The 23,047-nt window shown below is 60.4% G+C and carries 20 protein-coding genes; 6 read left to right on the top strand and 14 right to left on the bottom strand.

What is annotated here, in order from left to right:
• The coding region (locus tag N4A58_RS10380; protein ID WP_293709270.1) for a hypothetical protein at positions 1–190 on the top strand (190 nt) is incomplete at its 5' end.
• 81 nt (positions 191–271) lie between these two features.
• Positions 272–1,234: a methyl-accepting chemotaxis protein gene (locus N4A58_RS10375; protein ID WP_367176938.1), complete on the top strand. Its 963-nt coding sequence runs from the start codon at positions 272–274 to the stop codon at positions 1,232–1,234.
• 72 nt (positions 1,235–1,306) lie between these two features.
• Here the strand turns inward: N4A58_RS10375 and N4A58_RS10370 are convergent, their stop codons facing one another.
• The 10 genes from N4A58_RS10370 to N4A58_RS10325 form a co-directional block, all read right to left on the bottom strand.
• Complete coding sequence (locus N4A58_RS10370; RefSeq protein WP_245780459.1) at positions 1,307–1,840, bottom strand: DsbE family thiol:disulfide interchange protein; 534 nt, start codon at positions 1,838–1,840, stop codon at positions 1,307–1,309.
• Positions 1,833–1,988, bottom strand: a complete 156-nt coding sequence (ccmD, locus tag N4A58_RS10365) for a heme exporter protein CcmD (protein ID WP_293709268.1) — start codon at positions 1,986–1,988, stop codon at positions 1,833–1,835. Before ccmD ends, N4A58_RS10370 begins: the two co-directional genes overlap by 8 nt.
• On the bottom strand, positions 1,988–2,716 hold the full coding sequence (locus N4A58_RS10360; RefSeq protein ID WP_293709266.1) for a heme ABC transporter permease: 729 nt from the start codon (positions 2,714–2,716) through the stop codon (positions 1,988–1,990). The genes ccmD and N4A58_RS10360 overlap by 1 nt, the downstream gene beginning before the upstream one ends.
• 36 nt (positions 2,717–2,752) lie before the next feature.
• On the bottom strand, positions 2,753–3,409 hold the full coding sequence (gene ccmB / locus N4A58_RS10355; protein WP_293709264.1) for a heme exporter protein CcmB: 657 nt from the start codon (positions 3,407–3,409) through the stop codon (positions 2,753–2,755).
• Positions 3,406–4,023 (bottom strand): heme ABC exporter ATP-binding protein CcmA, encoded by a 618-nt coding sequence (gene ccmA / locus N4A58_RS10350; protein WP_293709262.1) that lies wholly within the window; start codon positions 4,021–4,023, stop codon positions 3,406–3,408. Before ccmA ends, ccmB begins: the two co-directional genes overlap by 4 nt.
• A 144-nt stretch (positions 4,024–4,167) precedes the next feature.
• The gene (locus N4A58_RS10345; RefSeq protein WP_072706615.1) at positions 4,168–4,521 is read right to left on the bottom strand and encodes an Mth938-like domain-containing protein; all 354 of its coding nucleotides are present in this window, start codon (positions 4,519–4,521) and stop codon (positions 4,168–4,170) included.
• A 63-nt stretch (positions 4,522–4,584) separates the two neighbouring features.
• Positions 4,585–5,556 (bottom strand): protein translocase subunit SecF, encoded by a 972-nt coding sequence (secF, locus tag N4A58_RS10340; protein ID WP_072706616.1) that lies wholly within the window; start codon positions 5,554–5,556, stop codon positions 4,585–4,587.
• A gap of 1 nt (position 5,557) precedes the next feature.
• Positions 5,558–7,219 (bottom strand): protein translocase subunit SecD, encoded by a 1,662-nt coding sequence (gene secD, locus N4A58_RS10335; protein ID WP_293709260.1) that lies wholly within the window; start codon positions 7,217–7,219, stop codon positions 5,558–5,560.
• A gap of 31 nt (positions 7,220–7,250) precedes the next feature.
• A complete protein-coding gene (yajC, locus tag N4A58_RS10330) occupies positions 7,251–7,535 on the bottom strand; it encodes a preprotein translocase subunit YajC (protein ID WP_293709258.1) in 285 nt (94 codons plus the stop codon).
• 138 nt (positions 7,536–7,673) lie between these two features.
• A complete protein-coding gene (locus tag N4A58_RS10325; RefSeq protein WP_293709256.1) occupies positions 7,674–10,148 on the bottom strand; it encodes a calcium-binding protein in 2,475 nt (824 codons plus the stop codon).
• A gap of 491 nt (positions 10,149–10,639) precedes the next feature.
• On the opposite strand from N4A58_RS10325, the gene serS reads away from it, so the two are divergent.
• Positions 10,640–11,932, top strand: coding sequence for a serine--tRNA ligase (gene serS / locus N4A58_RS10320; RefSeq protein WP_293709254.1), 1,293 nt, complete (start codon positions 10,640–10,642; stop codon positions 11,930–11,932).
• 80 nt (positions 11,933–12,012) lie between these two features.
• Positions 12,013–12,420: a hypothetical protein gene (locus tag N4A58_RS10315; protein ID WP_293709252.1), complete on the top strand. Its 408-nt coding sequence runs from the start codon at positions 12,013–12,015 to the stop codon at positions 12,418–12,420.
• A 103-nt stretch (positions 12,421–12,523) separates the two neighbouring features.
• Here the strand turns inward: N4A58_RS10315 and der are convergent, their stop codons facing one another.
• The 3 genes from der to N4A58_RS10300 are packed head-to-tail and all read right to left on the bottom strand — an operon-like array spanning position 12,524 to position 16,047.
• Entirely contained in the window at positions 12,524–13,999 is a 1,476-nt protein-coding gene (gene der, locus N4A58_RS10310; protein WP_293709250.1) for a ribosome biogenesis GTPase Der, read from the bottom strand.
• Positions 14,000–14,048: 49 nt separating this feature from the next.
• A complete protein-coding gene (locus N4A58_RS10305) occupies positions 14,049–15,362 on the bottom strand; it encodes a PQQ-like beta-propeller repeat protein (protein ID WP_293709248.1) in 1,314 nt (437 codons plus the stop codon).
• Positions 15,363–15,384: 22 nt separating this feature from the next.
• Entirely contained in the window at positions 15,385–16,047 is a 663-nt protein-coding gene (locus N4A58_RS10300; protein ID WP_293709246.1) for a tetratricopeptide repeat protein, read from the bottom strand.
• Positions 16,048–16,293: 246 nt separating this feature from the next.
• On the opposite strand from N4A58_RS10300, the gene N4A58_RS10295 reads away from it, so the two are divergent.
• Positions 16,294–17,508 carry an efflux RND transporter periplasmic adaptor subunit gene (locus N4A58_RS10295; RefSeq protein ID WP_293709244.1) on the top strand — a complete coding sequence of 405 codons (1,215 nt, stop codon included), beginning with the start codon at positions 16,294–16,296 and terminating at the stop codon, positions 17,506–17,508.
• Positions 17,505–21,221, top strand: a complete 3,717-nt coding sequence (locus N4A58_RS10290) for an efflux RND transporter permease subunit (RefSeq protein ID WP_293709242.1) — start codon at positions 17,505–17,507, stop codon at positions 21,219–21,221. The genes N4A58_RS10295 and N4A58_RS10290 overlap by 4 nt, the downstream gene beginning before the upstream one ends.
• Positions 21,222–21,260: 39 nt before the next feature.
• Here N4A58_RS10290 and N4A58_RS10285 read toward each other — a convergent pair whose 3' ends face one another.
• A complete protein-coding gene (locus tag N4A58_RS10285; protein ID WP_293709240.1) occupies positions 21,261–23,030 on the bottom strand; it encodes a GMC family oxidoreductase in 1,770 nt (589 codons plus the stop codon).
• Positions 23,031–23,047 lie beyond the last annotated feature (17 nt).

The raw sequence follows: 23,047 nt of genomic DNA, 5'->3' as shown, positions 1-23,047 counted from the left end.
CGTCATCGTCGAAGCCCTCCGCAAGAACGCCATCGACGAAGCGCAAATCATGGCGCTGCTGACCCATGGCATGGACGTATTCGAGAGCAACAAGAACATGACAAAGAGCGAAGCCTTTGGCGCGCTCGGCACCCTGACAAGCATTGCTGACACAATCAAACGCATGAAAGACGCGAAGCTCATCGGCTGAGCACCAACGACAACCCAAGTATCGTCAAGACACAACTCGGCGGGTGGTCAGCCGGCGCTTACCGAAAAGAACGCCTATACGATCCAGAAAATCACCAGCCAGATGACCATGCTAGCCTTGAACGCCAAGATCGAGAGCGCCAAGGCGGGCCCCTATGGCCGTGGATTCGCCGTGGTCGCGGACGAGGTGCGCGCGGTCGGAGAAGAGATAAACGGCATCGCCAAGGGCCTAGAGGACAACCTCAGCAAAGAGCTGTCCGTGCTGCGCAATCTGGTCGCCGAGATGGAGCGCTCTGCCACCGGCGAGCGTGTGGTCGATCTGGCCTACAACGCCATCGACGTCTTTGACCGCAACCTCTACGAACGGACTTGTGACGTGCGTTGGTGGGCCACTGACAGCAGCTTTGTCGATTGCCTGACCAACCCGACGCCCGAGCGTGCCGCCCATGCCAGCAAACGTCTGGGTGTCATTCTGGACGCTTACAACATCTACCTCGATATCTGGGTTTGCGATCTGGACGGGCGCATCGTGGCCAATGGACGGCCCGACAATTATAGCGTCACTGGCGCCTCGGTCCGTGATATGCCGTGGTTCGCCAACAGCCTGCGCCTTGCCACAGGGGATGACTATGTGGCGGACGAAGTGGTTGTCTCTCGGCTGCTCAAAGGGCAGCAGACCCTGACATACGCCACATTGATCCGAGAGAACGGCGACGCCCACGGCAAACCTATCGGGATTATGGCGACCTGCTTTGACTGGGCCAGCCAAGCGCGCTCTGTGGTCCAAGGGGTCCGCCTCGACCAGCGTATGATTGATGCGGGCGTGCGCGTCCTGATCCTTGACCGAAACAACCGCGTCATCGCGTCATCGGACGAAGAAGGCATCTTGCTGGAAACCTTTCCCTTGCGCCGGAAGCCCGCGCAAACTGCAGGCTACTACGTGGAAAACCACCAGATCATTGGCTTCCACGACACGCCTGGGTTTGAAACCTACCCCGGACTCGGGTGGAAAGGCGTGGTCATTCAGAACAGCATGACCCGCTAGAACCGGATTGCGCAGCAATCCCAAACGGATAGAGCGCGCGCCTCATTCAGAGGCGCACTCCTTTTGACAATATTATTGGGCCGCTTCGATGGCAGGACGCAGGGTGTCTGCAACGTTCCGCTCCAAGAGCGGGCCCGCGATCCGCGTGACAATCTGGCCATCGCCGTTGATCAAGTAAGTTTCGGGCACCCCATAAACGCCCCACTCCAACGCCATCCGGCCCGACTCATCCGCCCCAATCGCGGAATAAGGATTGCCAAGCTCTGCCAAAAACTTCATCGCCGCTTCTGGCTTGTCCTTGTAGTTCACGCCGTAGATCGGGATGCCTTCCTCGGCCAAGTCCGTCAGCATCGGATGTTCGACCCGACACGGCGCGCACCAACTGGCCCAGAAGTTCACCAGCTTGACCTCGCCATCCTTCAGATCCTCGATGGTAAAGGGCAGATCCCCGCCAAGCGGCGTCACCGAAACCACCGGCACCTCGCGCCCGATCTGCGCACTCGGCAGGCTCTCGGGATCTTCGCGCATCATGCCCACATAGAACATGGCGGCCAGCCCCCCGAAAATCACGGGCGGCAAAATCATTAACGGGGACAACTTAGCCACGGCCTTTAATCCTCTCTTCCACCTCTGCCAGCGCCGCGCGGGTCTTACGCGACCGCATCACAGCCCATCCGACCAACGCGAACACCAGCAGCAAAGACAGCGCATAGGACGACAGAACCGCGTCCGCATATTTCCCAAGATCAGGCATCAAACCATTCTCTCCCGTGCCAGCAGCGCGCGCATCCGGCGCGCCCGGATTTCAGTGTGGGTGCCTAGGAACACAAGGAAGATGAACAGCAGGACAAAGCCCGCAATCGACACGAGCAGCGGGTAGTAGAACACGTCCGCCACGTTCTCTTCCTTATCCAGGCTCAGGGACGCCCCCTGATGCAGCCCTTGGTTCCAGAAGTTCACCGCATAGCGCGACAGCACCGCAAAGACCGACCCCACAAGGCACAGAATGCTGGTCAGGTCCGCGGCCGTGTCGTCGTTTTCAATCGCGCCCCACAGCGCCATGTAGCCCAGATAAAACAGGAACAACACAAGGAACGAGGTCAGGCGCGGATCCCACGCCCACCACGTGCCCCACATCGGCTGTCCCCAAATCGCGCCGGTCAGCAAGGCAATCACGGTCATGGTCGCGCCCACAGGTGCAGCCGCCTTGGCCGCTAGCGCACTGACGTGGTGACGACGGATCAGCCAGATCAGGCTGGCGACCAGCATCATGAACCACGCATTGATCGCCATCAGCGCCGAAGGCACGTGCAGGTAAATGATCTTGACGGTTGAGCCCTGACGGTAATCGTCCGGCGTAAAGAAAAAGCCCCAGACCAGCCCCGTCACGATACAGAGCAGCGACGCGCCACCAATCCACGGCAGCAGCGGCCCCGTGGTGTCCATGAATTTCTTCGGGTTGGCGTATTGCCAGATCGACATGAAAGCTCCCTTTCCAGATCAGTGGCCCGGACGGGCTTATCTCAGGTTAATGCGCAAAACGGCGGCGCTGGCAAATGGCAAAAGCGCGAGGGTGCCAAAGGTGATCCCCCCAAGCATCAGGAGTGGCGTCATGACCTCGAACCCTTCGGCCCCGCGCCGCGCCACCTCTGCGCCGAAAATCAGCGTCGGCACATACAGCGGCAGCACCAAAAGCGACAGCAACAATCCGCCCCGCTTGATCCCCACGGTCAGCGCCGCGCCGAAGGTCCCGATGACACTCAGCGCAGGGGTCCCCACAGCCAGCGACGCAACCAGCCAAACATAGCCCCCTTGGGGCAAACTCAAGAGCACCCCGAGCGCGGGCGCGGCCAGCACCAGCGGCAAGCCCGTGGTCAGCCAATGGGCCAGCGCCTTCATCGACACGATCCCTTCGAGCGGTACAGGCGCGGTCGCCAGCAAATCCAGCGATCCGTCCTCCCAGTCCAGCGCGAAAATCCGGTCCAAAGACAGCAGACAGGCCAGCAAGGCCCCGATCCACAGCACACCCGGCGCGATCTTGGACAGCAGCCCACTTTCGGGCCCGACGCCAAAGGGCACCAGAACCACCACGATCAAAAAGAACGCCAGCCCCAGCCCAAAACCGCCCCCTGCCCGCACCGCAAGGCGAAGATCCCGTACCAGCAGTGCAATCACAGAAAGGCCTCGTCAAAATCTTCGATCGCGGTGCTCAAGACGGCCTTGTGCGGCGTCACGTCCAGCACCTCGGTCTCAAGCCCCAGATCGATATGGGTCGCCATCAGCGCACTGCCACCAGCCGCCAGATGCGCCCGAACGGCATCTGCAAAGAGCGCAACCGATGCCACATCCAGCGACACTGTCGGCTCGTCCAGAACCCAGACCGGCCGCCCTGTCACCATCAGCCGCGCCAAGCCCAAACGGCGCTTCTGCCCTGCCGATAAACTGCCCGCGGCACGATCCCGCAAGTCCCGCAGATTGAACGCCTCTAGCGCAGGCTCGATATCCGACTGCCCGAACACATCCGCCCAGAGCGATAGGTTCTCGGCCACGGTCAGAACCTGCTTGATCCCATCCGCATGGGCCGCATAGGCAATCCGGTCTTCGGCGCCAGAAACCGTCCCCGCCATGGGTGGCTGCAATCCCGCAACCGTTCGCAGCAGCGTGGTTTTCCCCGCTCCATTCGGCCCGCGCAGCACCAATGCCGCACCAGAGGTCAACACAAAGCTCACCCCTTCCAGCACCGGCACACCGCCGCGCGCAACTGTCAGATCAGATACAATCAGGTCCATCGCCACAGACCTACCCCAGCGCCGCATTCAGGAAAAGCGCAACCTTATGCGCATTCCGCCGCAGCCTAGGCAATACCCGTTGCCCTGCATCTTTCTGCTTTGAGAAAATACTCACGGCACCAGCGCCCGCCAAAGGCCCTGCCCTCAAACAGGCAGCAGCGCCGCCGCAATCCGGCGCCCTTCGCTCAGCAGAACGTTATAGGTCCGGCACGCCGCAGGGGATGTCATCGACTCGACCCCAAGACCTGCCTCTTCCAACCGAGACCGCAAATCCGCTGGAATATGTGCGACATCCGCGCCTGTGCCGATGAACAGCACATCCACGTCGCCCACCAGCGCCATCAGGCTTTCGGCATCCGCATACCCGCCCCAAGGCGCAATGCCTGTATCGGACAGCAGCACAGCGCCTTCGACCACCTGACCGCCGACACGGAAAAACCCGGGGCCGTACCCGTCAACGGGCATCGCGTCGGTAAAGGACACTTCGTTCATGCGCATTGGAAACTCTCCGCTCGTCCAAAGAAAAAGGCGCGGGGGGTACCCGCGCCTCGCATTGTGCACTTAGGCGTCGATATTGGCAAACTGGTTGCCTTCCTGACTGCCCTTGTCCTTGGTCCAGTCCCGCTTGACCCCCAACACCAAAAGGATTGTCGAGGCGACAAAGATCGAACTGTAGGTACCCACCACGATACCCCAAGTCATCGCAAAGACGAACCCGCGGATCACGTCGCCCCCTAAAACCAGCAGCGCAATCAGCGCCACCAAAGTGGTGAACGAGGTCATAAACGTCCGGCTCAAAGTCTCGTTGATCGACAGGTTGAGCAGGTCCTTCAGGCTCATCTTCTTGTACTTGCGCAGGTTCTCGCGGACGCGGTCAAAGACAACCACGGTATCGTTCAGCGAATAGCCGACGATGGTCAGCAGCGCCGCGATGATCGCAAGGTCAAAGCGGATCTGCAGCTCCGAAAAGATGCCGATTGTCAGAACTACGTCGTGCACCAGCGCAACCACGGCGCCCAAGGCGAACTGCCATTCGAACCGCAGCCAGATGTACACAAGCACAGTACCAATCGCGGCGATCACCGCCAGTACCGCCGTCTGGATCAGCTCGCCAGAGACTTTGGGGCCAACGCTTTCGACGGACAGGAACTTCACATCAGGCGTCACGGTCGTCAGAGCCGCTTCGACATTCGCGATCATCTCGGCGCTGACGGACTCCGTGTCGTCCTGCGCCTGAATACGAATCATCGCGACGTGCTGGTCCGCCTCGAAGCTGGGATCAAACACCTCTGTGATTGTGATGTCCCCCAGTTCCAGCGGCGACAGGGCGTCTCGATAGGCCCCCACATCAACCGGCTGCGTGCTCTCGGTCCGGATGGTGGTACCACCACGGAAGTCGATGCCGTAGTTCAGGCCCTGCAGCAAGAAGCTAGCCAGCGCGACAAAGATCATCAGGATCGAAATCCCAAGCCACAGCTTGCCGCGACCAAAGAAGTCCCACTTTGTTTCCTGTGGTACGAGTTTCAGGCGCATGTCAGACCTCGATGGTTCTCGGACGTTTCCGCTCGAACCACATGACGACCAACAGGCGCGTCACGTAGATAGCGGTAAAGACCGATGTGATGATGCCCAGACCCAGCGTGACGGCAAAGCCGCGCACAGGACCAGAGCCAGCTGCAAACAGGATAACCGCTGTGATCAAGGTGGTGATGTTGGCGTCGACAATCGCGCTCAGAGCCTTTTCATAGCCCAAGGAGATTGCGCGCGCCGGACCCTTGGCGGTTTTCAACTCTTCGCGGATACGTTCGAAAATCAGCACGTTGGCGTCCACCGCCATACCGATTGTCAGAACGATGCCCGCGATGCCCGGCAATGTCAGGGTCGCCCCCAGCATCGACAGGACGCCGAACACCATGGCCACGTTGATGATCAAGGCGATGTTCGCAAATATCCCGAACAGACCATAGCTGGCGAACATGAATACCAGAACGGCGATGCCCGCGACCATACAGGCAAGTTTACCTGCATCGATGCTGTCCTGCCCCAGTTCCGGCCCGATGGTCCGTTCCTCGAGGAAGTCCATCCCAGCAGGCAAAGCCCCTGCACGCAACAGAACCGCGAGATTGGTGCTTTCTTCGATGGTGAAGTTGCCGGTGATGATGCCGCTACCGCCCGGAATGTGGCTCTGGATGGTCGGGGCGCTGATCACCTCGCCATCAAGAACGATGGCAAAGGGGCTGCCGATGTTGGCCGCCGTGTAGTCGCCGAACTTGCGTGCCCCTTGGGGGTTAAAGCGGAAGTTCACCGCAGGACGGCCATTCTGGTCAAAGCTTGGCTGCGCGTCGGTCAGCTGCTCGCCGGTCACGACAGGCGCTTGTTCCAGCACGTAGAACAGGCCAGGCTCGTCCACCGAAGGCAGCAGCTCGTTGCCCACGCCGGGGCTGGTCTCTGCATTGGTGGTGCGGCTGATCACAGGCTGGAAGGTCAGCTGCGCGGTGGTGCCAATGATCTCTTTGACTTCGTCCGCACTGCCGATACCGGGCACCTGAATCAGGATGCGGTCTGTACCTTGGCGCAGAATCGTCGGCTCTCGTGTGCCAACCTCGTCAATCCGGCGGCGAATGATTTCCAACGCTTGGCTCAGAGTGCGCTGGTCTGTCGCCTGCTTTTCAGCGTCGGACAGTTGAACCACCACATCGGCGCCGTCAGAGCTGACGGCCAGATCGGTCGCGCCGGCGCCGGTCAGGCTAGTGACCGGACGGGCCAGACCTTCGACGGTCTGGATCGCGGTGGCCATGCCGTCAGGCTGGCTGATACGCACCCGCAGAATGCCCGGCTCGCTCTCTTGCAGACGGATGGTGCCAACAGTGGCCCGCTCGTCGCGTAACGCGTCGCGGACTTCGGGCCACAGGGCCTCCATCCGCTGCGCGTACACGTCCTCGACCTTGACCTCGGCCAGCAAGTGCGCCCCGCCACGCAGGTCCAGACCCAGATTGATCAGGCCCGACGGCAGAAAGGACGGCCACTGGGCCGCGATCTCTTGGTTTTCCGGTGTGTCAATGCCCGCCTCGATCGCGGCGTTGGCATCGTTCGACTGTTCCACGCGAGAGTAGAACAGGTTTGGCAGCGCAAGCACCAATCCGGCGGCCACAAGCCCCCAGATCAGGATGCGCTTCCACAACTCGAGTTGCAGCATTGACTGCCCCTTATTGAAAACGAGTGACGGATTACTCGGCCTTGGCAGGCTCGGTCTTGCTGAGAACCTGCGTGACGGTCGCTTTGACAACGCGGACCTTCACATTCTCTGCAATCTCAACTTCGACTTCGTTGTCGTCTTTGACCTTCGAAACCTTGCCGATAACACCGCCCTGCGTAACAACCTGATCGCCGCGGCGCAGGTTGGAGACCATGTTCTGGTGCTCTTTCATCTTTTTCTGCTGGGGACGGATCAGCAGGAAGTACATGATCGCGAAGATGAGGATCAGAGGCACGAACTGCGCAAATGCTTCCATTGGGATGGTTCCTTTGTAATCGGCGGGCAACGCCCGAAATGTGTCGGGCGGAACCTATGCGCGCCTCTGGCCCATTGCAAGGCGAAGGGGGCGCAATTGCCACTGCGCCCCCCTGAAGTTTGATGCTCTCTACCGAAATCAGTTCAGAAGCACATCTTCACCCACTGGCGTACTCTGGGGAACATACTCTTTGAACGTCAGGTCGGGGCTTACCTCATCGATTGTCGTGTGAGCGATAAATACCAAGCCCAATCCCTCTTCTTCTGCGGTATTCCAAACTGCAACCAGAACGCCCTCTTCTTCCTGCCGCATGAAGAACGTTAGATTGTCATTGGAACCTTCAAGTGCCGCTAGCTCATCGTCATCCAAAGTGCCGTCAAGGTAGTGCATTGGGTCATATTCGATGATGATTTTCTCACCCGGCTCCCAGTCGTCAATAGACGCCATATCGTCGAGCATAAGATGCTGACCGTTATCTTCTATGACAGAGTCGATATAAACCTCGAAGGTATCGACACCTGCTCCGCCTTGGAGGGTATCGCCGTCATCCCCGATAAGCGTGTCGTTCCCCTCACCACCGCGCAGAATATCGGCGTATTCACGGATTTCGGTGGTAACGTAGTCTTTTACAAACGATGCTTCGAAGCCTTCGACCGCGACAAGAACGTCATCACCAGCACCACCGTTTAGCGTCGAAGAGCCGTCAAAATCGAAAATTCGATCATCGCCGTCACCGCCTTCTAGAAGGTCGAAGTCAACCTGTTCTTCAACCTCGGTGTATGAATATCCATCGTAAAGAATGTCATCACCGGCACCGCCATAATAGCTGTCATCGCCATCGTTTACTCCATCTGGCTCAGCCGACAGGAATTCCCGCAAAGCATTGCTATTCGCCAGAGTAAGATTGGGCGCGGCCCCCAACGCATCCAAGTCATCAATCTGATCCAAGGTCCGCTGGTCACCAAAGAGCACGTCATTGTCATCGCCGCCTTCGACACTGTCGTCCCCATTGCCTGCGGTCACGACATCTTCGCCGGTGCCCGCTGTGATGGTGTCATTGCCTTCGCCGCCCTCGATGGTGTCCGCGCCGTCACCACCTTGGATGTAGTCCAGCCCAAGACCGCCAGAGATTACGTCTGCGTCGTCTCCGCCATTGATCGAGTCGTTGCCATCTCCGCCATCAATAGTGTCCGCGCCGCTGTCACCTGTGATCCGGTCGTCATTTTCACCGCCATTAATGTTGTCGGCCCCTGCGCCACCGGAGAGCAGGTCGAGACCCGCGCCGCCATCCAGTGTGTCGTCACCTTCGCCCGCGATCAGCGTGTCGTCATCTGCGCCCCCGTCCATGGAATCATTACCAGTGCCACCAACCAGAGAGTCGAGACCAGCGCCGCCATTCAGAGTATCGTTCCCCGCCTGACCGTTCAGGTGATCATCACCGTCATCCCCGTTCAGCAGATCGTCCCCATCGCCGCCCATCAGGGTGTCACTTTCGGTCCCGCCATCCAGCGTGTCGTCACCCGCATCACCAAGTAGCAAGTCACTCTCGGCATAGCCGGAAATCCAGTCGTTGCCGTCTCCACCATTCAGGCTGTTGGCCGTTGAGTCGCCCACCATGGTGTTATCAGCCCCGTTCCCGAGCGTTTCGAAGTCTTCGTTCTCGTAGTCAGGGACGTACTGGTTCAGCGTGATATGAGGCACCGCCGACAGGTCTGCGTGTTTGATGAACATCACGGTTTGGCCCATGAATTCGACCCGCAAGCCCTCTTCCTCTTGGAAGACAGAGGCAAAGGCGCCGGTCTCGTCGGTATCTTCTTCGACGCGCAACTCGATCTGGGTCTGGGTGCCATCCAGAACGTGCATGGGATCGTAGTCAAAGATGATGTCTTCGCCCTGTTCCCAATCGTCGATCACAACCATGTCGTCGATTTCGCCGTCTTGCGCGGTGTCAACGATCAACGAGTCCGCATAGACGTTGAACTGGTCGTTGCCTGCGCCGCCAGCCATGGTGTCACCGTCGTCACCCCACAGAATGTCGTCGCCGCCATCACCGCGCAGGACGTCAGCACCCTTAGCAGCAGGCGCATATCCATCCACAGCGACGATGGTGTCATTTCCCAAACCGCCGTAGAAGCGCGACGCGCCGTCGAAGTCCATCATAATGTCATTGCCCGACCCGCCGTACAGACGGTCAGCGTCAGCCTGATCCGAGTGACCGTCAAAGATCACATCGTCGCCATCGCCGCCGTAGTAAGAGTCGTCGCCGTCATTCTCGTCATCGGGCGCCGCCGACAGAATGTGGTTCAGCTCTTCGTAGTTTTCCGCAGTCAGGTTCGGGGCCGCCATCAAGGCATCGATCGCCTCAAGGCGCTCTTCGGTCGCGCTATTGCCAAGCAAGGTGTCGTTGCCCTGCCCGCCGTCCAGCAAATCGTTCCCCTCTTCGCCAAGCAGCAGATCGTTCCCGTCTGCGCCTTCTAGAGTGTCGTCTTCCGCGTCACCGACGATCCGATCATCATCGCTTTCGCCAGAGTCTTCAGAGCCCATGCCGCCCGACAATCCACCCAGAATGCCGAGGCTTGCCAGACCCATAAGGAACATTACTGCACCACTCATAACCCTAATCCTCATGACTGTTTTTATAGTCGTTTGGGTTAGTGCTGACACACCAGAGGCCACCCTCAAAACGCTTTCTGCAAGGTCACAATCCGGCCATTTTTCCTTGCGCCACAATGGTTAACAGCGAAACAACCAAGTTTTTCAGGCCCCCGAAGCCACGCGTCACAGTGCCAGCCAGAAAGAGCCACATCGCGGCCCAGAACATTCCCCATTCCGAACCCATCCGCGCCGCCCGATGGCCGCATCGGTGCCCGCCCGCTGCCACATTTGCCGCCCCGTTCCTCCTTCAGGAAACAATCGCGCCGCGAATCACCTCATTTCTTCATCTTTGCGGGAAATACTCCTGGGGGTCCGGGGGCAGGCAGCCCCCGGCCTCTGCCACCTGCCCCAATCTGCGGCAATTTTTTTCCCGACCGATCAAACCGCTCAGACTACCCCTCGCGCAAAAGATGTTGCATAACGCCCGCGAAGATTCACTGGAGAGACCCATGCACGACATTCGCTATATCCGCGAGAACGCAGCAGCCTTTGACGCCGCCTTGGCCCGCCGTGGCCTTGATCCGGTCTCACCCTCGATCCTCGCCCTTGATGCGGACCGCCGCGCGAAAATCGCAGCCGCCGAGACCGCCAAAGCCGAGCAGAACAAAGCGTCCAAAGAAGTCGGTGCCGCCAAAGCCCGCGGGGACGACGCAGAGTTCGAACGCCTGCGCGCCCTTGTCGGCGACAAGAAAGCTGAAATCGCCCGCCTGAACGACGAAGCCAAGGCCGACGACGAAGCCTTGAACGCCATGCTCATGGAAATCCCGAACCTACCGTTCGACGATGTCCCTGATGGCGCCGACGAAGACGACAACGTCGAGGTCAAGAAATGGGGCACCCCTGCGACCCTCGACTTCGACGCCAAAGAGCATTTCGAAATCGCCGGCGTCATCCCTGGCATGGACTTCGCCACTGCTGGCAAACTCTCCGGCTCCCGCTTTGTGGTGCTGACCGGCGCGGTCGCCCGGATCCACCGCGCTCTGGCCCAGTTTATGCTGAACACCCACGTGGATGAAAACGGCTTGACCGAAGCATGGACCCCCGTGCTCGTCAAAGAAGAGATGATGTACGGCACCGGCCAGCTACCCAAGTTCGGCGAGGACAGCTACAAAACCACCAACGGCTGGTGGATGGTCCCGACCGCCGAGGTCACCCTGACCAACTTCGTCAACGGCGAAGTCATCGACGAGGCAACCTTGCCCCGCCGTTACGCCGCGCACACCCAGTGCTTCCGCTCCGAAGCGGGCAGCGCAGGCCGCGACACCTCGGGCATGCTGCGCCAGCACCAGTTCGAAAAAGTCGAAATGGTCTCGATCACCCACCCCGACACCAGCCGCGAAGAGTTGGACCGCATGACCGGCTGCGCCGAAGGCATCCTCGAGCGCCTCGGCCTGCCCTACCGCACCGTTGCACTCTGCACCGGCGACATGGGCTTTGGCGCGCGCCGCACCCACGACATCGAAGTCTGGCTGCCTGGCCAAAACAAATATCGCGAGATCAGCTCGGTCTCGGTCTGCGGTGACTTCCAAGCCCGCCGCATGAACGCCCGGTTCAAGCCCACCGCGGGCGGCAAGCCTGAATTCGTGCACACCCTGAACGGCTCGGGCCTTGCCGTCGGCCGCTGCCTGATCGCCGTCCTCGAAAACGGTCAACAAGCCGACGGGTCGGTCACACTACCCGAGGTTCTGCACGCCTATCTTGGGGGACGCACCACCCTCACCGCCGAGGGCCAATTGGTCTAAGCGGAACGCATATCCCAACCAAACGCCCGCGGCACAGCCCGCGGGCGTTCTTGTTTCCACACACGAAATATTTGGCCAACATGCATATTTCATCCCTTCCCCTCCCCAGCCACGTCCTGTCGCCCGCTGCCTCCGGCCTCCTCGCGCCGCTGGCCCTCACCCTTGTCGCCAGTCTCGCGGGCTCGACCGAAGCCGTCTGGCTCACCGGCGCTTTTCTGGCAGCACAGACCATCTTCCTACTGATCATCGCCAACAGTCCTTTCTGCCCGCGCCTGTTCGCTCCGCTGATTGCCGTCAGCGCACTGGTCACCCTGACCCTTAGCCCGCTTCTGCTCCCGCTTGGTCTCCTTATCCACGCGCTTTGGACCCTACTGCACCAATCGGCCCGCATCACAGGTCACCTGCCGCGCCCATATCTCTACTTCACGCTGACCGCAGACCTGACTGCAGCGACCGTCCTCACCTTCGCCCTACACTTCACCCAATAAAAAGGACGCCCGCAAAGGGGCGCCCTCTTTCATCTTTGTCAAAATACTCTCGGGGGTCCGGGGGCAGACAGCCCCCGGCCGCGCCCCGCAAGCCCCACAGGGCTTATGTCCGCTGGCCCTTGCCCAAGTGCTTTTTCAACTTCGAAGGCTGTGCCTTCTTCTTGTTCTGATAGGGGTTCCGATCCCCTTGTCCACGCATATGCAGACGGATCGGCGTGCCGGGCATATCAAAGTCCTCGCGCAACCCATTGATAAGATAGCGCGAATAGCTATCCGGCATCTTATCGGGATGCGAACACATGACCACAAATCCCGGCGGACGAGTCTTGGCTTGGGTCATGTAGCGCAGCTTTATCCGGCGGCCGTTCGGCGCGGGCGGCGGGTGGGCCGAGATCATGCCTTCCAGCCAGCGGTTCAGCTTGGCTGTCGACACGCGGCGGTTCCAAACGTCGTGGGCGCGCTCAATGGCGTTGCGCAGACGGTCCAAACCACGGCCTGTTTTCGCAGAGACCGTCACCAGCGGCGCGCCGCGGAGCTGAGGCAGCAGACGCTCGAACGACTCTTTCAAATCGCGCAGCTTCTCTTGCTTCTCGTCTTCGATGTCCCACTTGTTGACAGCGACGCCCACAGCCCGCCCCTCGCGCTCGGCAAGGTCGGCAATCCGCAAATCCTGCTGCTCGAACGGGATCGCCGCATCCAGCAGAACGACCACGACCTCGGCAAATTTGACCGCGCGCAAACCGTCAGAGACTGACAGCTTCTCGACCTTGTCCTGCACCTTGGCGCGCTTGCGCATGCCAGCAGTGTCAAAGATCCGCATCGGCAGCCCGTCCCACTCGATCCGCAATGCGATCGCGTCGCGGGTGATGCCCGCTTCGGGTCCAGTCAGCAGGCGATCCTCGCCCAAAATCTTGTTGATCAGCGTCGACTTTCCCGCATTCGGACGGCCAACGACAGCAACCTGCAACGGCTTTGCCGCAGTTGGGCGGTGCACCTTCAGGTTCTCGTCACCGTCGAAATCGTCCTCGTCATCGCCCACTTCGACCTCGGTCTCGGGCGCTTCGGCTTCGGCGCGCTCGGCGTACTCATCGGCCAAGGGCAGCAAAGTCGTGTACAGGTCGTTCAGGCCTTCGCCATGCTCAGCTGACAAACGGATCGGCTCGCCAATCCCCAGACCATACGCCTCAATCACACCTGCATCCGCGGCAGCGCCTTCGGCCTTGTTCGCGGCAAGGATCACATGCTTGGCCCGTTTGCGCAGGATTTCGGCAAAAATCTCGTCTACGGGGGTCACGCCCACGCGCGCATCGATCATGAACAGACAGATGTCCGCCATATCCACGGCCCGCTCGGTCAGGCGGCGCATCCGCCCTTGAAGGCTGTCATCCGTCGCATCCTCGAGGCCCGCGGTGTCGATCACGGTAAAGCGCAGGTCCGCAAGGCGTGCATCGCCTTCGCGCAGGTCGCGCGTGACGCCGGGCTGGTCGTCGACCAGCGCCAGCCGTTTACCAACGAGGCGGTTGAACAGCGTGGACTTGCCCACATTGGGGCGGCCCACGATGGCCAGCGAAAATGTCATAGTAGCGACTCCGTCAGGATCAAGCCGCAGCCCTTAACGCATATTTGCGTCAACGGAAAGCGATCAGTTTGCCCTTGCGCGACACAACATACACCAAACCGTTCACAACGATGGGTGCGGTTGCCGCGCCGCCATCAACGACCACACCGCCGGTAAACGCACCGCTCGTCGCGTCAAAGCTGCGGAGCGAGCCGTCGCCCGACGCAATCAGCAACTGGTCATTCACCAGAAGCGGACCGTAGTGGGCATAAACGTCCGCCCGCTTGCGCGGCGTGCGGGCCATATAGTTTGGCAATTTGGTGCCCCAGATGCGGCTACCATCAGCAGCATCCAAGCGCAGCAATTCGTTCCGGTCCGAAATAAGGAAGACCGAGCCGCCGCCGACAGACACGGGGCTGAGCGCGCCTTCTTGGGCCGTCCACATACGATCACCGGTATCCAGATCCAGCGCCGCCAAGCGGCCAGAGTGGTTCGACACGTAAACCGTGCCGCCATCAATCACCGGATCGCCTGTCACCGCGCTGATCTGGGCCAAGGCGCTGCCTGTCCGCGTCCCCGACACCGACGCGCGCCAACGCTGCACACCGCCAAGACGGAACGCAGACACCAGCTCACCGTTCGAGAAAGGGAACAGAACCAACTGGTCTGTCACGGCGGGCGCAGGACCGCCCACGATGGACGCGCCACCTTCGACGCCATTCAGTTGCCAACGCACGCGGCCAGTGTCTTTCTCCAGCGCCCAACCACGGTTGTCGCTCGAGACAAAGTAGACCAGATCACCCGCAACGGTGGGTGTGCCGGTCCCGCCCGCGTTCAACTGCTGTTCCCATAGGATGCGGCCAGTCGCGATATCCATCGCGGTCAGGCTGCCAAAACCCGAGGACGCGTAAACCAAATTACCATCCACAGCGAGCCCGCCGCCCGAGGCTTGGCTCGAGTCGTCACGCATCGGGGTTAGGTCCCGGCGCCACAAGACACGGCCATCCGGTGCGGTCGCCTGAACGGTCGCTTGGGCATCCAAGGTAAAGATCCGGTTGTCCGCCACTACGGGCTGCGCCGTAATACGGTGCTTGCGATCCTCGGCCGCGCCGATCGACACTTCGAACACCTGCTCCAGCGGGTAGTTCACGCGCAGATGTCCTGGGTTGTTCTGGATGTTCGCTTGCGACTGGGGCCACGAGGTTAGGTTCTGGGCCGCAGCAAAGGAAATCGGCGACGAGATATTCTCTGGCGCGGCCTCGGGGGTTTCGCCCCGCAAGGTCAGGCGTTCACCAGGTAGGATCACCTCTTGCTGTGCGCAGCCCGCCAGCAGGGTTGTCGCGGCAAGAACCGCAGTCAAGGCAGTGCGGCGGCAAAGCGTCATGGCAATCTTCCTCGTCAAACTATTATTGGGCCGCAGCCTCGGGGTCGGCCCCCAAAGCGGTCAATGCATCACGGACACGCTGACGCTGGTCAGGGGCGACCTCTGCGTCGTTCAGAATACGGTTCAAAGTCTCGACCGCCACATCACGATTGCCGGCACCCGCCTCAAGATAAGCCAACTCTTCCAAGGCCAGCAGGCGCAGGGGCGCGCCGGGTGCGGCCAAAGCCTCTAGCGAAACGCGGCGCGCATCGGTGTCTTGGGTTTCGGGCGCGATCAGCAGCGCCTTGAACGCTGCGATATCACGGTAGATGCGGGGCAATTCGCCGTCAGCGGCCACTTCGTTCAGGGCGGTGATCGCCCCTTCTGCGTCGCCAGCCTCGACCAGTTGCTGCGCGCGCATCTGTGCCACGATCGCAGAGGCGGTCGCATCCGGCGCTTCGATCATGCCCAGAGCGTCAGCGCGCTGTTCGGGGGTCTCTGCGGTGGATGCGTCAAGCAGGCTATCACCAAAGGCCTCTGCCTCGGCCCGTTCTTGCGCCTTGGACCACTCGTTCCAAGCGGCGCCGCCAACGACCACAACGACGGCCAAACCCACGATCCATCCATACCGCTTGATATAGGCGAAGGTCCGATCGCGACGCACCTCTTCGGTGACTTCGTCGATAAAGCTGTCGGTATTGCTCATAGTCTGCCCCGTAACTCTTTGCCCCTCTGTAACCCTAGACGCGTTCCCTTGCCAAGGGCGATGGTGCTTTTGCATTCATCCTAAAGGGTCTACGGGCTATCGGAATTCCTCCATTTGCCGTTTATATGTCGCACAGCTAATCTAAACTATGTGGTTTAGCGTATACGTTTTCGGTGTAGGAATAGCCCGCAACGATTCCCGCCTTTGTGTGATAGACTGTGTTGCGGGCCAAGACCGAGGATATCCATGCGCATCGTCCAACTTCTGACTGCCCTGATTGTAACCGGAGTTCTGTATCTGGTTGTGTTCGAGCGCGAGCAATTGCTGGCCTTTGCAGGTGCTGCCCCAACCGAGGAGACCGCATCCGAAGACGAGGCGCGCACCACTCGTAAGGTGGGTGTGGTCGTGCAGACCATGGAAGCCCAAGAAATCGACAGCGCCGTGATTTTGCGCGGCCAGACCGAAGCCGCCCGTCAGGTCGAGCTGCGGTCGGAAAGCTCTGGTCAGGTGATCTCGGCGCCTCTGCGCAAGGGTAAGTACGTGACCAAAGACACAGTCATGTGTGAGCTTGATCCCGGCACGCTCGAAGCCACGCTGGCCGAAGCCGAAGCCGCCCTGGCCGAGGCCGAGGCCGCCCGCCCCGAAGCGCAGGCCCGCGTGGTCGAGGCCAAAGCCAGATTGCGCGAGGCTGAGATCAATGCCCGTGCCGCGAGCGAGCTGTCCAAGAATGGCTTTGCCTCTGAGACGCAGGTTGCCAACGCCGAGGCCGCAATCGAAAGCGCCCGAGCTTCGGTCGAGGCAGCAACAGGCGGACTGTCCAGCGCAGAAGCGCGCATTTTGTCCGCCAAAGCCTCGATCGCGTCGGTGAAGAAGGAGATTGATCGCCTGACCATCGAAGCCCCTTTTGATGGCATCATCGAAAACGACACCGCCGAGCTGGGCAGTTTGATGCAGCCCGGCTCGCTCTGTGGCACCGTCATCCAGCTGGACCCGATCAAGGTCGTGGGCTTTGTCCCCGAAACCGAGGTGAACCGCATTGATCTGGGGGCCAAGGCGGGCGCGCGTCTGACCACCGGCCAAGAAGTTGTGGGCCAAGTGACGTTCCTGTCCCGCTCCGCAGACGAGATCACCCGCACCTTCCGCGTGGAAATCGACGTCCCCAACGCGGACCTGAACATCCGCGAGGGCCAAACTGCCGAGGTTGCAATCTCTGCCCCGGGCGAGAATGCACATCTGCTGCCCCAATCCGCGCTGACCCTGAACGACGAGGGCGCTTTGGGCGTGCGTGTGGTCGATACGGGTGATGTGGCGCACTATATGCCTGTATCTGTTCTGCGTGACACCATCGACGGCATCTGGGTCAGCGGCCTGCCCCAAACCGTGTCCGTGATCGTGGTCGGTCAGGAATACGTAGTGGATGGCGTCGCCGTAGACCCCACTTATCGAGAGGCCAGTAAATGATCGGCATCGTCGACTGGGCTGCGGCCCGTGCACGGATGGTTCTGTTCTTTGTCGTGATCTCGATCGCGGTGGGGGCCTTTGCCTATGTGGGCCTGCCCAAAGAGGGCGAGCCGGACATCGAAATTCCCGCGCTGTTCGTCTCGGTTCCATTCCAAGGCATCAGCGCCGAAGACAGCGAAACCCTGTTGGTCAAACCCATGGAGACAGAGCTGTCCGATCTGGACGGGCTAAAGTCCATGTCCTCGACCGCGTCCGAAGGGTACGCAGGTGTCGCGCTGGAATTCGAGTTTGGCTGGGACAAGACCAAAACGCTGGCCGATGTGCGCGACGCGATGAACACTGCCGAAGGAAACTTCCCCGCAGGCGCTGAGAAATACTCGATCAACGAGATCAACTTTTCCGAATTTCCGATCATTATTGTGAACCTGACCGGCGCCGTTCCGGAACGCACAATGAACCGCATTGCCAAGGACTTACAAGAAGACATTGAAGGACTGGATGCGGTTCTGGAAGCCGGTATCGCGGGCAATCGCGACGAGATGCTCGAGGTCGTGATCGACCCACTTAAGCTAGAAAGCTACAACGTCACAGCCGATGAGCTGATCAGCGTAGTTCAGAACAACAACCAGCTGATCGCAGCGGGCGAAGTGAAGACCGAACAAGGTTCTTTTGCCGTCAAAATCCCTTCGTCCTTTGACGAGCCGCGCGATGTTTATGACCTGCCCGTGAAAACAAACGGCGACCGTGTTGTGACTTTGGGCGATATCGCTGACATTCGCCTGACCTTCGAAGACCGACAGGGCACCGCGCGCTTTAACGGCGAGAAAACCGTTGCCCTGCAGGTGGTCAAGCGCAAGGGCTACAACCTGATCGACACCGCAAACGAGGTCAAAGAGGTCATCGCCACCGCCAGCGCCGCTTGGCCTGACGAGATGCGCGCCGCCGTGCAAGTGGGCAGCTCGAACGACCAGTCCCACACTGTGGACAGCATGGTCAAACAGCTCGAAGGATCGGTGCTGACGGCCATTGCGCTGGTGATGATCGTGGTACTGGCGTCGTTGGGGATTCGCCCTGCTCTTCTGGTGGGCTTCTCAATCCCGACCTCTTTCCTGCTGTGTTTTGCGATCCTCGGGGCGTCCGGCATCGCCATTTCGAACATCGTGATGTTCGGCCTCATCCTCGCCGTGGGGATGCTCGTGGACGGCGCGATCGTGGTGGTGGAATACGCCGACAAACGCATCTCCGAAGGCTCCGGCCCTATGCACGCCTATGTCGAGGCGGCAAAGCGCATGTTCTGGCCCATCGTCAGTTCGACCGCGACAACGCTCTGCGCCTTCTTGCCCATGCTGTTCTGGCCCGGTGTGCCCGGCGAATTCATGGGAATGCTGCCCGTTACCCTGATCTATGTTCTGTCTGCCTCGTTGGTGGTGGCGCTGATCTACCTGCCTGTCCTTGGCGGCGTGACCGGCCGCTTGAGCCGCACGTTCCACAATTCAGGCGAAGGTCTGCGCCGCATCGCGCCTTGGTGGGTGCGCATCCTTCTGGTTCCCCCCAGCCTCTACCTGATTTTTATCGGCGTCATGCAGACCCTGAACCCGGGCTATCTGACCAACGGTCAGGGTGGCGGCAGCTTTGGCGCCTATTTGCCCGGTATCATGATTTTCCTCGTCGGGGCTGTGCTATCCAGCATCACCATCGACGCTGCCCGCGTGGATTGGCGCAAGAAGCGCAGCGTGGATGCAGGCTACAAACGGTCGCCGTTCGGTTGGCTCATGCACGGGATCGTGGGCAATCCCATCATGCCGCTTGCGGTCATTGGCGGGGTCATCTTCTTTGTCATCTCGACCTTTGGTTATTATGGCGCGAACAACAATGGAGTCGAATTCTTCGTCGCGTCCGAACCCGAGCAAGCGCAGGTCTACGTCCGCGCCCGCGGCAACCTGAGCCTGCAGGAAAAGGATGCGCTGGTGCGCGAGGTCGAGGAAGTCGTGATCGCCCACCCCGGTGTACGCTCGGTCTTCTCCTTTGCCGGATCGGGCGGCTTGGACAGCAACAACGGTGGCGCGCAGGCCCCATCGGACACCATCGGTCAGGTCCAATTCGAAACCATCCGCTGGGAAGAGCGGATGGGCCGCGCCGATCTGGACGGCAACGTGGTGCTCGAGGAATTGACCACACAGCTCAACCAGATTCCGGGCATACAGGCCGAAGTGCTTGAGCTGGCCATGGGCCCCGCTTCTGGGAAACCTGTGCACCTGCGGCTCAAGGGCGACGACTGGGACGAACTGTTGGGCGCGACGCAAACGGCCCGCACCCAGTTCGAAAGCCTGCCCGGCCTGACGCTGATCGAAGACACCCTGCCCCTGCCCGGCATCGACTGGCAAATCGACGTGGACGTGGCCAAGGCGGGTCGCTATGGCGCGAACGTGGCAGCCGTGGGCGCGATGGTTCAGCTGGTCACAAACGGTCTGCTCTTGGACACCATGCGCGTGGACACCAGTGACGAAGAGATCGACATCCGCGTCCGCCTGCCCGAGCAGGACCGCGTGCTGTCGACATTAGATACGCTCAAGGTCCGTACCGCCGAAGGGCTCGTGCCCTTGGCCAACTTCATCACGCGCCAGCCCGTCGCGCAGTTGGCCGAGATCAACCGCGTCGATCAGAAGCGGCACTTTGACATCAAGGCAGACGTGGCCCCCGGCCTGTGGAAACTGGTGCAGGACGGCGAAATCACCGCCATGCTGCAGGACCTGACTGTGCTGCCCTTGGGTGAACGCGGCCAAGCCTTTGCGACCAAGGGAGAAACCCCCTACGGTCTGTACTGGCTAGCCGAGGGTACGGACCGTGAGGCCGTGCGCGACGCAGTCAACGGCGACGCTGTGCTCAGCGCCGTGAATGGCAACGAACGGATCGAAGCACTGAACGCTTGGCTCGACACAGAGCCATTCCCCGCCAGCATAGAGGCAGAGTGGACTGGTGACCAAGAAGATCAGGCCGAGTCCGCAGCCTTCCTTCAGAGTGCGTTTGCAGGTGCGCTTGGGCTGATGTTTGTGATCCTTCTGGCGCAGTTCAACAGCTTCTATAACTCAGTACTCGTGCTCTTGGCGGTCATTCTATCAACGGCAGGTGTGCTGATCGGGATGCTGGTGATGAACCAGCCGTTCTCGATCATCATGACCGGCACAGGGATCGTCGCGCTTGCGGGGATCGTCGTGAACAACAACATCGTTCTGATTGACACCTATCAGGAATTCTCGCGGTACATGCCGCGGATCGATGCGATCACGCGCACAGCCGAAGCCCGCATCCGTCCCGTTCTGCTGACCACCATCACCACGATGGCGGGTCTGGCCCCGATGATGTTTGGCCTCAGCCTCGATTTCATCAACGGCGGCTACTCGATCGACAGCCCCACTGCCCTGTGGTGGAAGCAGCTTGCCACCGCAGTGGTCTTTGGTCTGGGGATCGCCACGGTTCTGACGCTGGTCTTTACGCCATCACTGCTGGCGCTGCGGGTTTGGGCGGGCACATATCTGCACTGGATCGCGACTCTGCTGGCCAAGATATCCCTTGGCAAAGGCAGCCGTGCCGCGCGCGATCTGGCACTGGCCCGTGCTGCGAGACGTGTCAAACGGCCCGAAATCATTTGGGAGGTCGAGGATATCTCGGCCCCCGTGCCGCACCACACCAGCACGATGCGCGCCGCCGAGTAACATCTCAGCCCCTTCTGCACCAGAAGGGGCTGTTTTCGTTCAGGCCGCCGCTGCAGGTTTCTGGTTGGCTTTCTCCTTTAGGTGATCAGCCAGACGCACGGCGATGCCCATCATCATCAAGGTCGGGTTCGCGTGCCCGCTGGTCGGAAAGACCGAGCCGCCCGCTACATAGAGCCCTTCGGTCCCGTAGACCTGACAGTTCTGATCCACAACACCGGTCGCCGGATCATGGCTCATGCGTGTCGTCCCCAAGGTGTGCGCCATATCAATGATGACTGCATCTTCGGGGCGGTCGTTCTGCACCCAATCGGCCAATTGCGGACGCGGCAGACCAGATGCCTCTAATTCGTCTGCAACCAGTTTTGCAATGCCCGCGAGCGCGCAGCGTGGCGCTGCTCCGATCTCCCACTCCACACGGGGCAGCGGGTTTCCAAAACGGTCGGTCTGATCAGACAAGGTCACGCGGTTTTCAGCGCGCGGGGGCTGTTCGGTAATCGCATGAATCGCAACGCCGGTGAGCTTGTGCGGGATGCCGCGGGTCTCGAATTCTTCGACCACGAAATTAGGACTGATCAGGATTGCGGCGTTGGACACCATCTGCTTGACCTTGCGCGGAACGATCCCGCTTTGCAGCGCCTTTTGCGCGACACCTGCGCCGACGATGCCCGCGTTGGCGATGATGTTCTTGATATCTGCCAGCGGCCGGTCGCTCTGGCGTTTCAGCAAACGCTTGAGCGCATCAAACGGGTTGTCCTCGGCACGCTCCATCATGAAGTAGACCGCGCAATTCAACTGCTCTTCCTCGCGCTGCAACTCCGGCGCCATGGAAAGGCCCGGCATGTACATCAGCGTACAACCATTATGGGACAGACCATAGAAGCTGAACCTTTTCTTAATCGGCTTCAGATCCTTCTCGGGGAAGCTCGCCACATGCGCGCCCGGATGGTCCATCAGGTAGCGGCCCACCTGATCAGTGTCGTTGCCAAGCCCCGCCGGTTTGGCGTCATTGGACAGCAGCAGAAGACGCGCATTTTCCACCGCGCTCGCCGCGATCACGCAGGTGTCGGCGTGCAGTTCGAACACCTCTCCGGCGATGTTCGCCACGGACACCCCGCGCACAAAACGCCCCGTTGGATCGGTCAGGATTTTTTGCGCCGTCGCATCGGTCACGATGGTCACATCATTCCGCTGTTCTTCCAGAAATTCCGGGCCCGAGCGATAGATATCCAACGGGTCCACACGCGACCGCGCAAATTGCCAGAAGAAAGGCTTCAGCCGGCTTTCGTTGATTTTGGGTTCAGGCGCCTTGCGGCCCGCGACATCCCAGAACTTTTCATCGTACACATTCGGGCCAAGGTTCAGGATATCGGCCGCACGGTCGAGGTAGGGCATCAACTCGGGTCGGCTGATCGGCCACCCCGACAGCGGCACCCAAGGGCGCTCTGCAAAATCGGTCTCGTCGAACGTCGCGGATTTTCCCGCCCAAGCAATCGTTGATCCGCCAATCACGCGGCAGCGCACGCCATAGCGCTGAACGTCGGGGTCCCAGTGCATCGTCGACTCCGCATGAAATTCCTGCCGCTTGGCCAAGGGCGCGGGGCTGCGCAAATCTCCGTCATGGTCCACGCGGCACAGTTCGGCCGTTTCCGGCGTTTCGATCAGACCCGCGCTTTCCAGCACGACGATATTCAAACCTTGGCCTGACATCTCTTGGGCCACGGCCAGACCGGACGGGCCAGCGCCAACAATCAACAAATCGATTTTTCCGGGATTTTGGGAGAATTGCGACAGGGGAACGAGCGTCGTCATACAACAAATCTTTCAAA

It is taken from the genome of Donghicola sp. (assembly GCF_025210255.1).
Lineage (GTDB): Bacteria > Pseudomonadota > Alphaproteobacteria > Rhodobacterales > Rhodobacteraceae > Donghicola > Donghicola eburneus.
Note: the sequence above shows the minus strand (reverse complement) of the source record. Positions and strands in the feature narration are given on the sequence as shown.

Excerpts from the sequence above, each read along its gene's own strand:
- N4A58_RS10315 (WP_293709252.1), top strand. The coding sequence starts at position 12,013 with ATGCATATTTCATCCCTTCCCCTCCCCAGCCACGTCCTGTCGCCCGCT.
- ccmA (WP_293709262.1), bottom strand. The coding sequence starts at position 4,023 with ATGGACCTGATTGTATCTGATCTGACAGTTGCGCGCGGCGGTGTGCCG.
- N4A58_RS10290 (WP_293709242.1), top strand. The coding sequence starts at position 17,505 with ATGATCGGCATCGTCGACTGGGCTGCGGCCCGTGCACGGATGGTTCTG.
- N4A58_RS10305 (WP_293709248.1), bottom strand. The coding sequence starts at position 15,362 with ATGACGCTTTGCCGCCGCACTGCCTTGACTGCGGTTCTTGCCGCGACA.
- secD (WP_293709260.1), bottom strand. The coding sequence starts at position 7,219 with ATGCTGCAACTCGAGTTGTGGAAGCGCATCCTGATCTGGGGGCTTGTG.
- N4A58_RS10285 (WP_293709240.1), bottom strand. The coding sequence starts at position 23,030 with ATGACGACGCTCGTTCCCCTGTCGCAATTCTCCCAAAATCCCGGAAAA.
- N4A58_RS10345 (WP_072706615.1), bottom strand. The coding sequence starts at position 4,521 with ATGCGCATGAACGAAGTGTCCTTTACCGACGCGATGCCCGTTGACGGG.
- ccmD (WP_293709268.1), bottom strand. The coding sequence starts at position 1,988 with ATGCCTGATCTTGGGAAATATGCGGACGCGGTTCTGTCGTCCTATGCG.
- N4A58_RS10325 (WP_293709256.1), bottom strand. The coding sequence starts at position 10,148 with ATGAGTGGTGCAGTAATGTTCCTTATGGGTCTGGCAAGCCTCGGCATT.
- serS (WP_293709254.1), top strand. The coding sequence starts at position 10,640 with ATGCACGACATTCGCTATATCCGCGAGAACGCAGCAGCCTTTGACGCC.
- N4A58_RS10295 (WP_293709244.1), top strand. The coding sequence starts at position 16,294 with ATGCGCATCGTCCAACTTCTGACTGCCCTGATTGTAACCGGAGTTCTG.
- N4A58_RS10300 (WP_293709246.1), bottom strand. The coding sequence starts at position 16,047 with ATGAGCAATACCGACAGCTTTATCGACGAAGTCACCGAAGAGGTGCGT.
- yajC (WP_293709258.1), bottom strand. The coding sequence starts at position 7,535 with ATGGAAGCATTTGCGCAGTTCGTGCCTCTGATCCTCATCTTCGCGATC.
- secF (WP_072706616.1), bottom strand. The coding sequence starts at position 5,556 with ATGCGCCTGAAACTCGTACCACAGGAAACAAAGTGGGACTTCTTTGGT.
- der (WP_293709250.1), bottom strand. The coding sequence starts at position 13,999 with ATGACATTTTCGCTGGCCATCGTGGGCCGCCCCAATGTGGGCAAGTCC.
- N4A58_RS10360 (WP_293709266.1), bottom strand. The coding sequence starts at position 2,716 with ATGTCGATCTGGCAATACGCCAACCCGAAGAAATTCATGGACACCACG.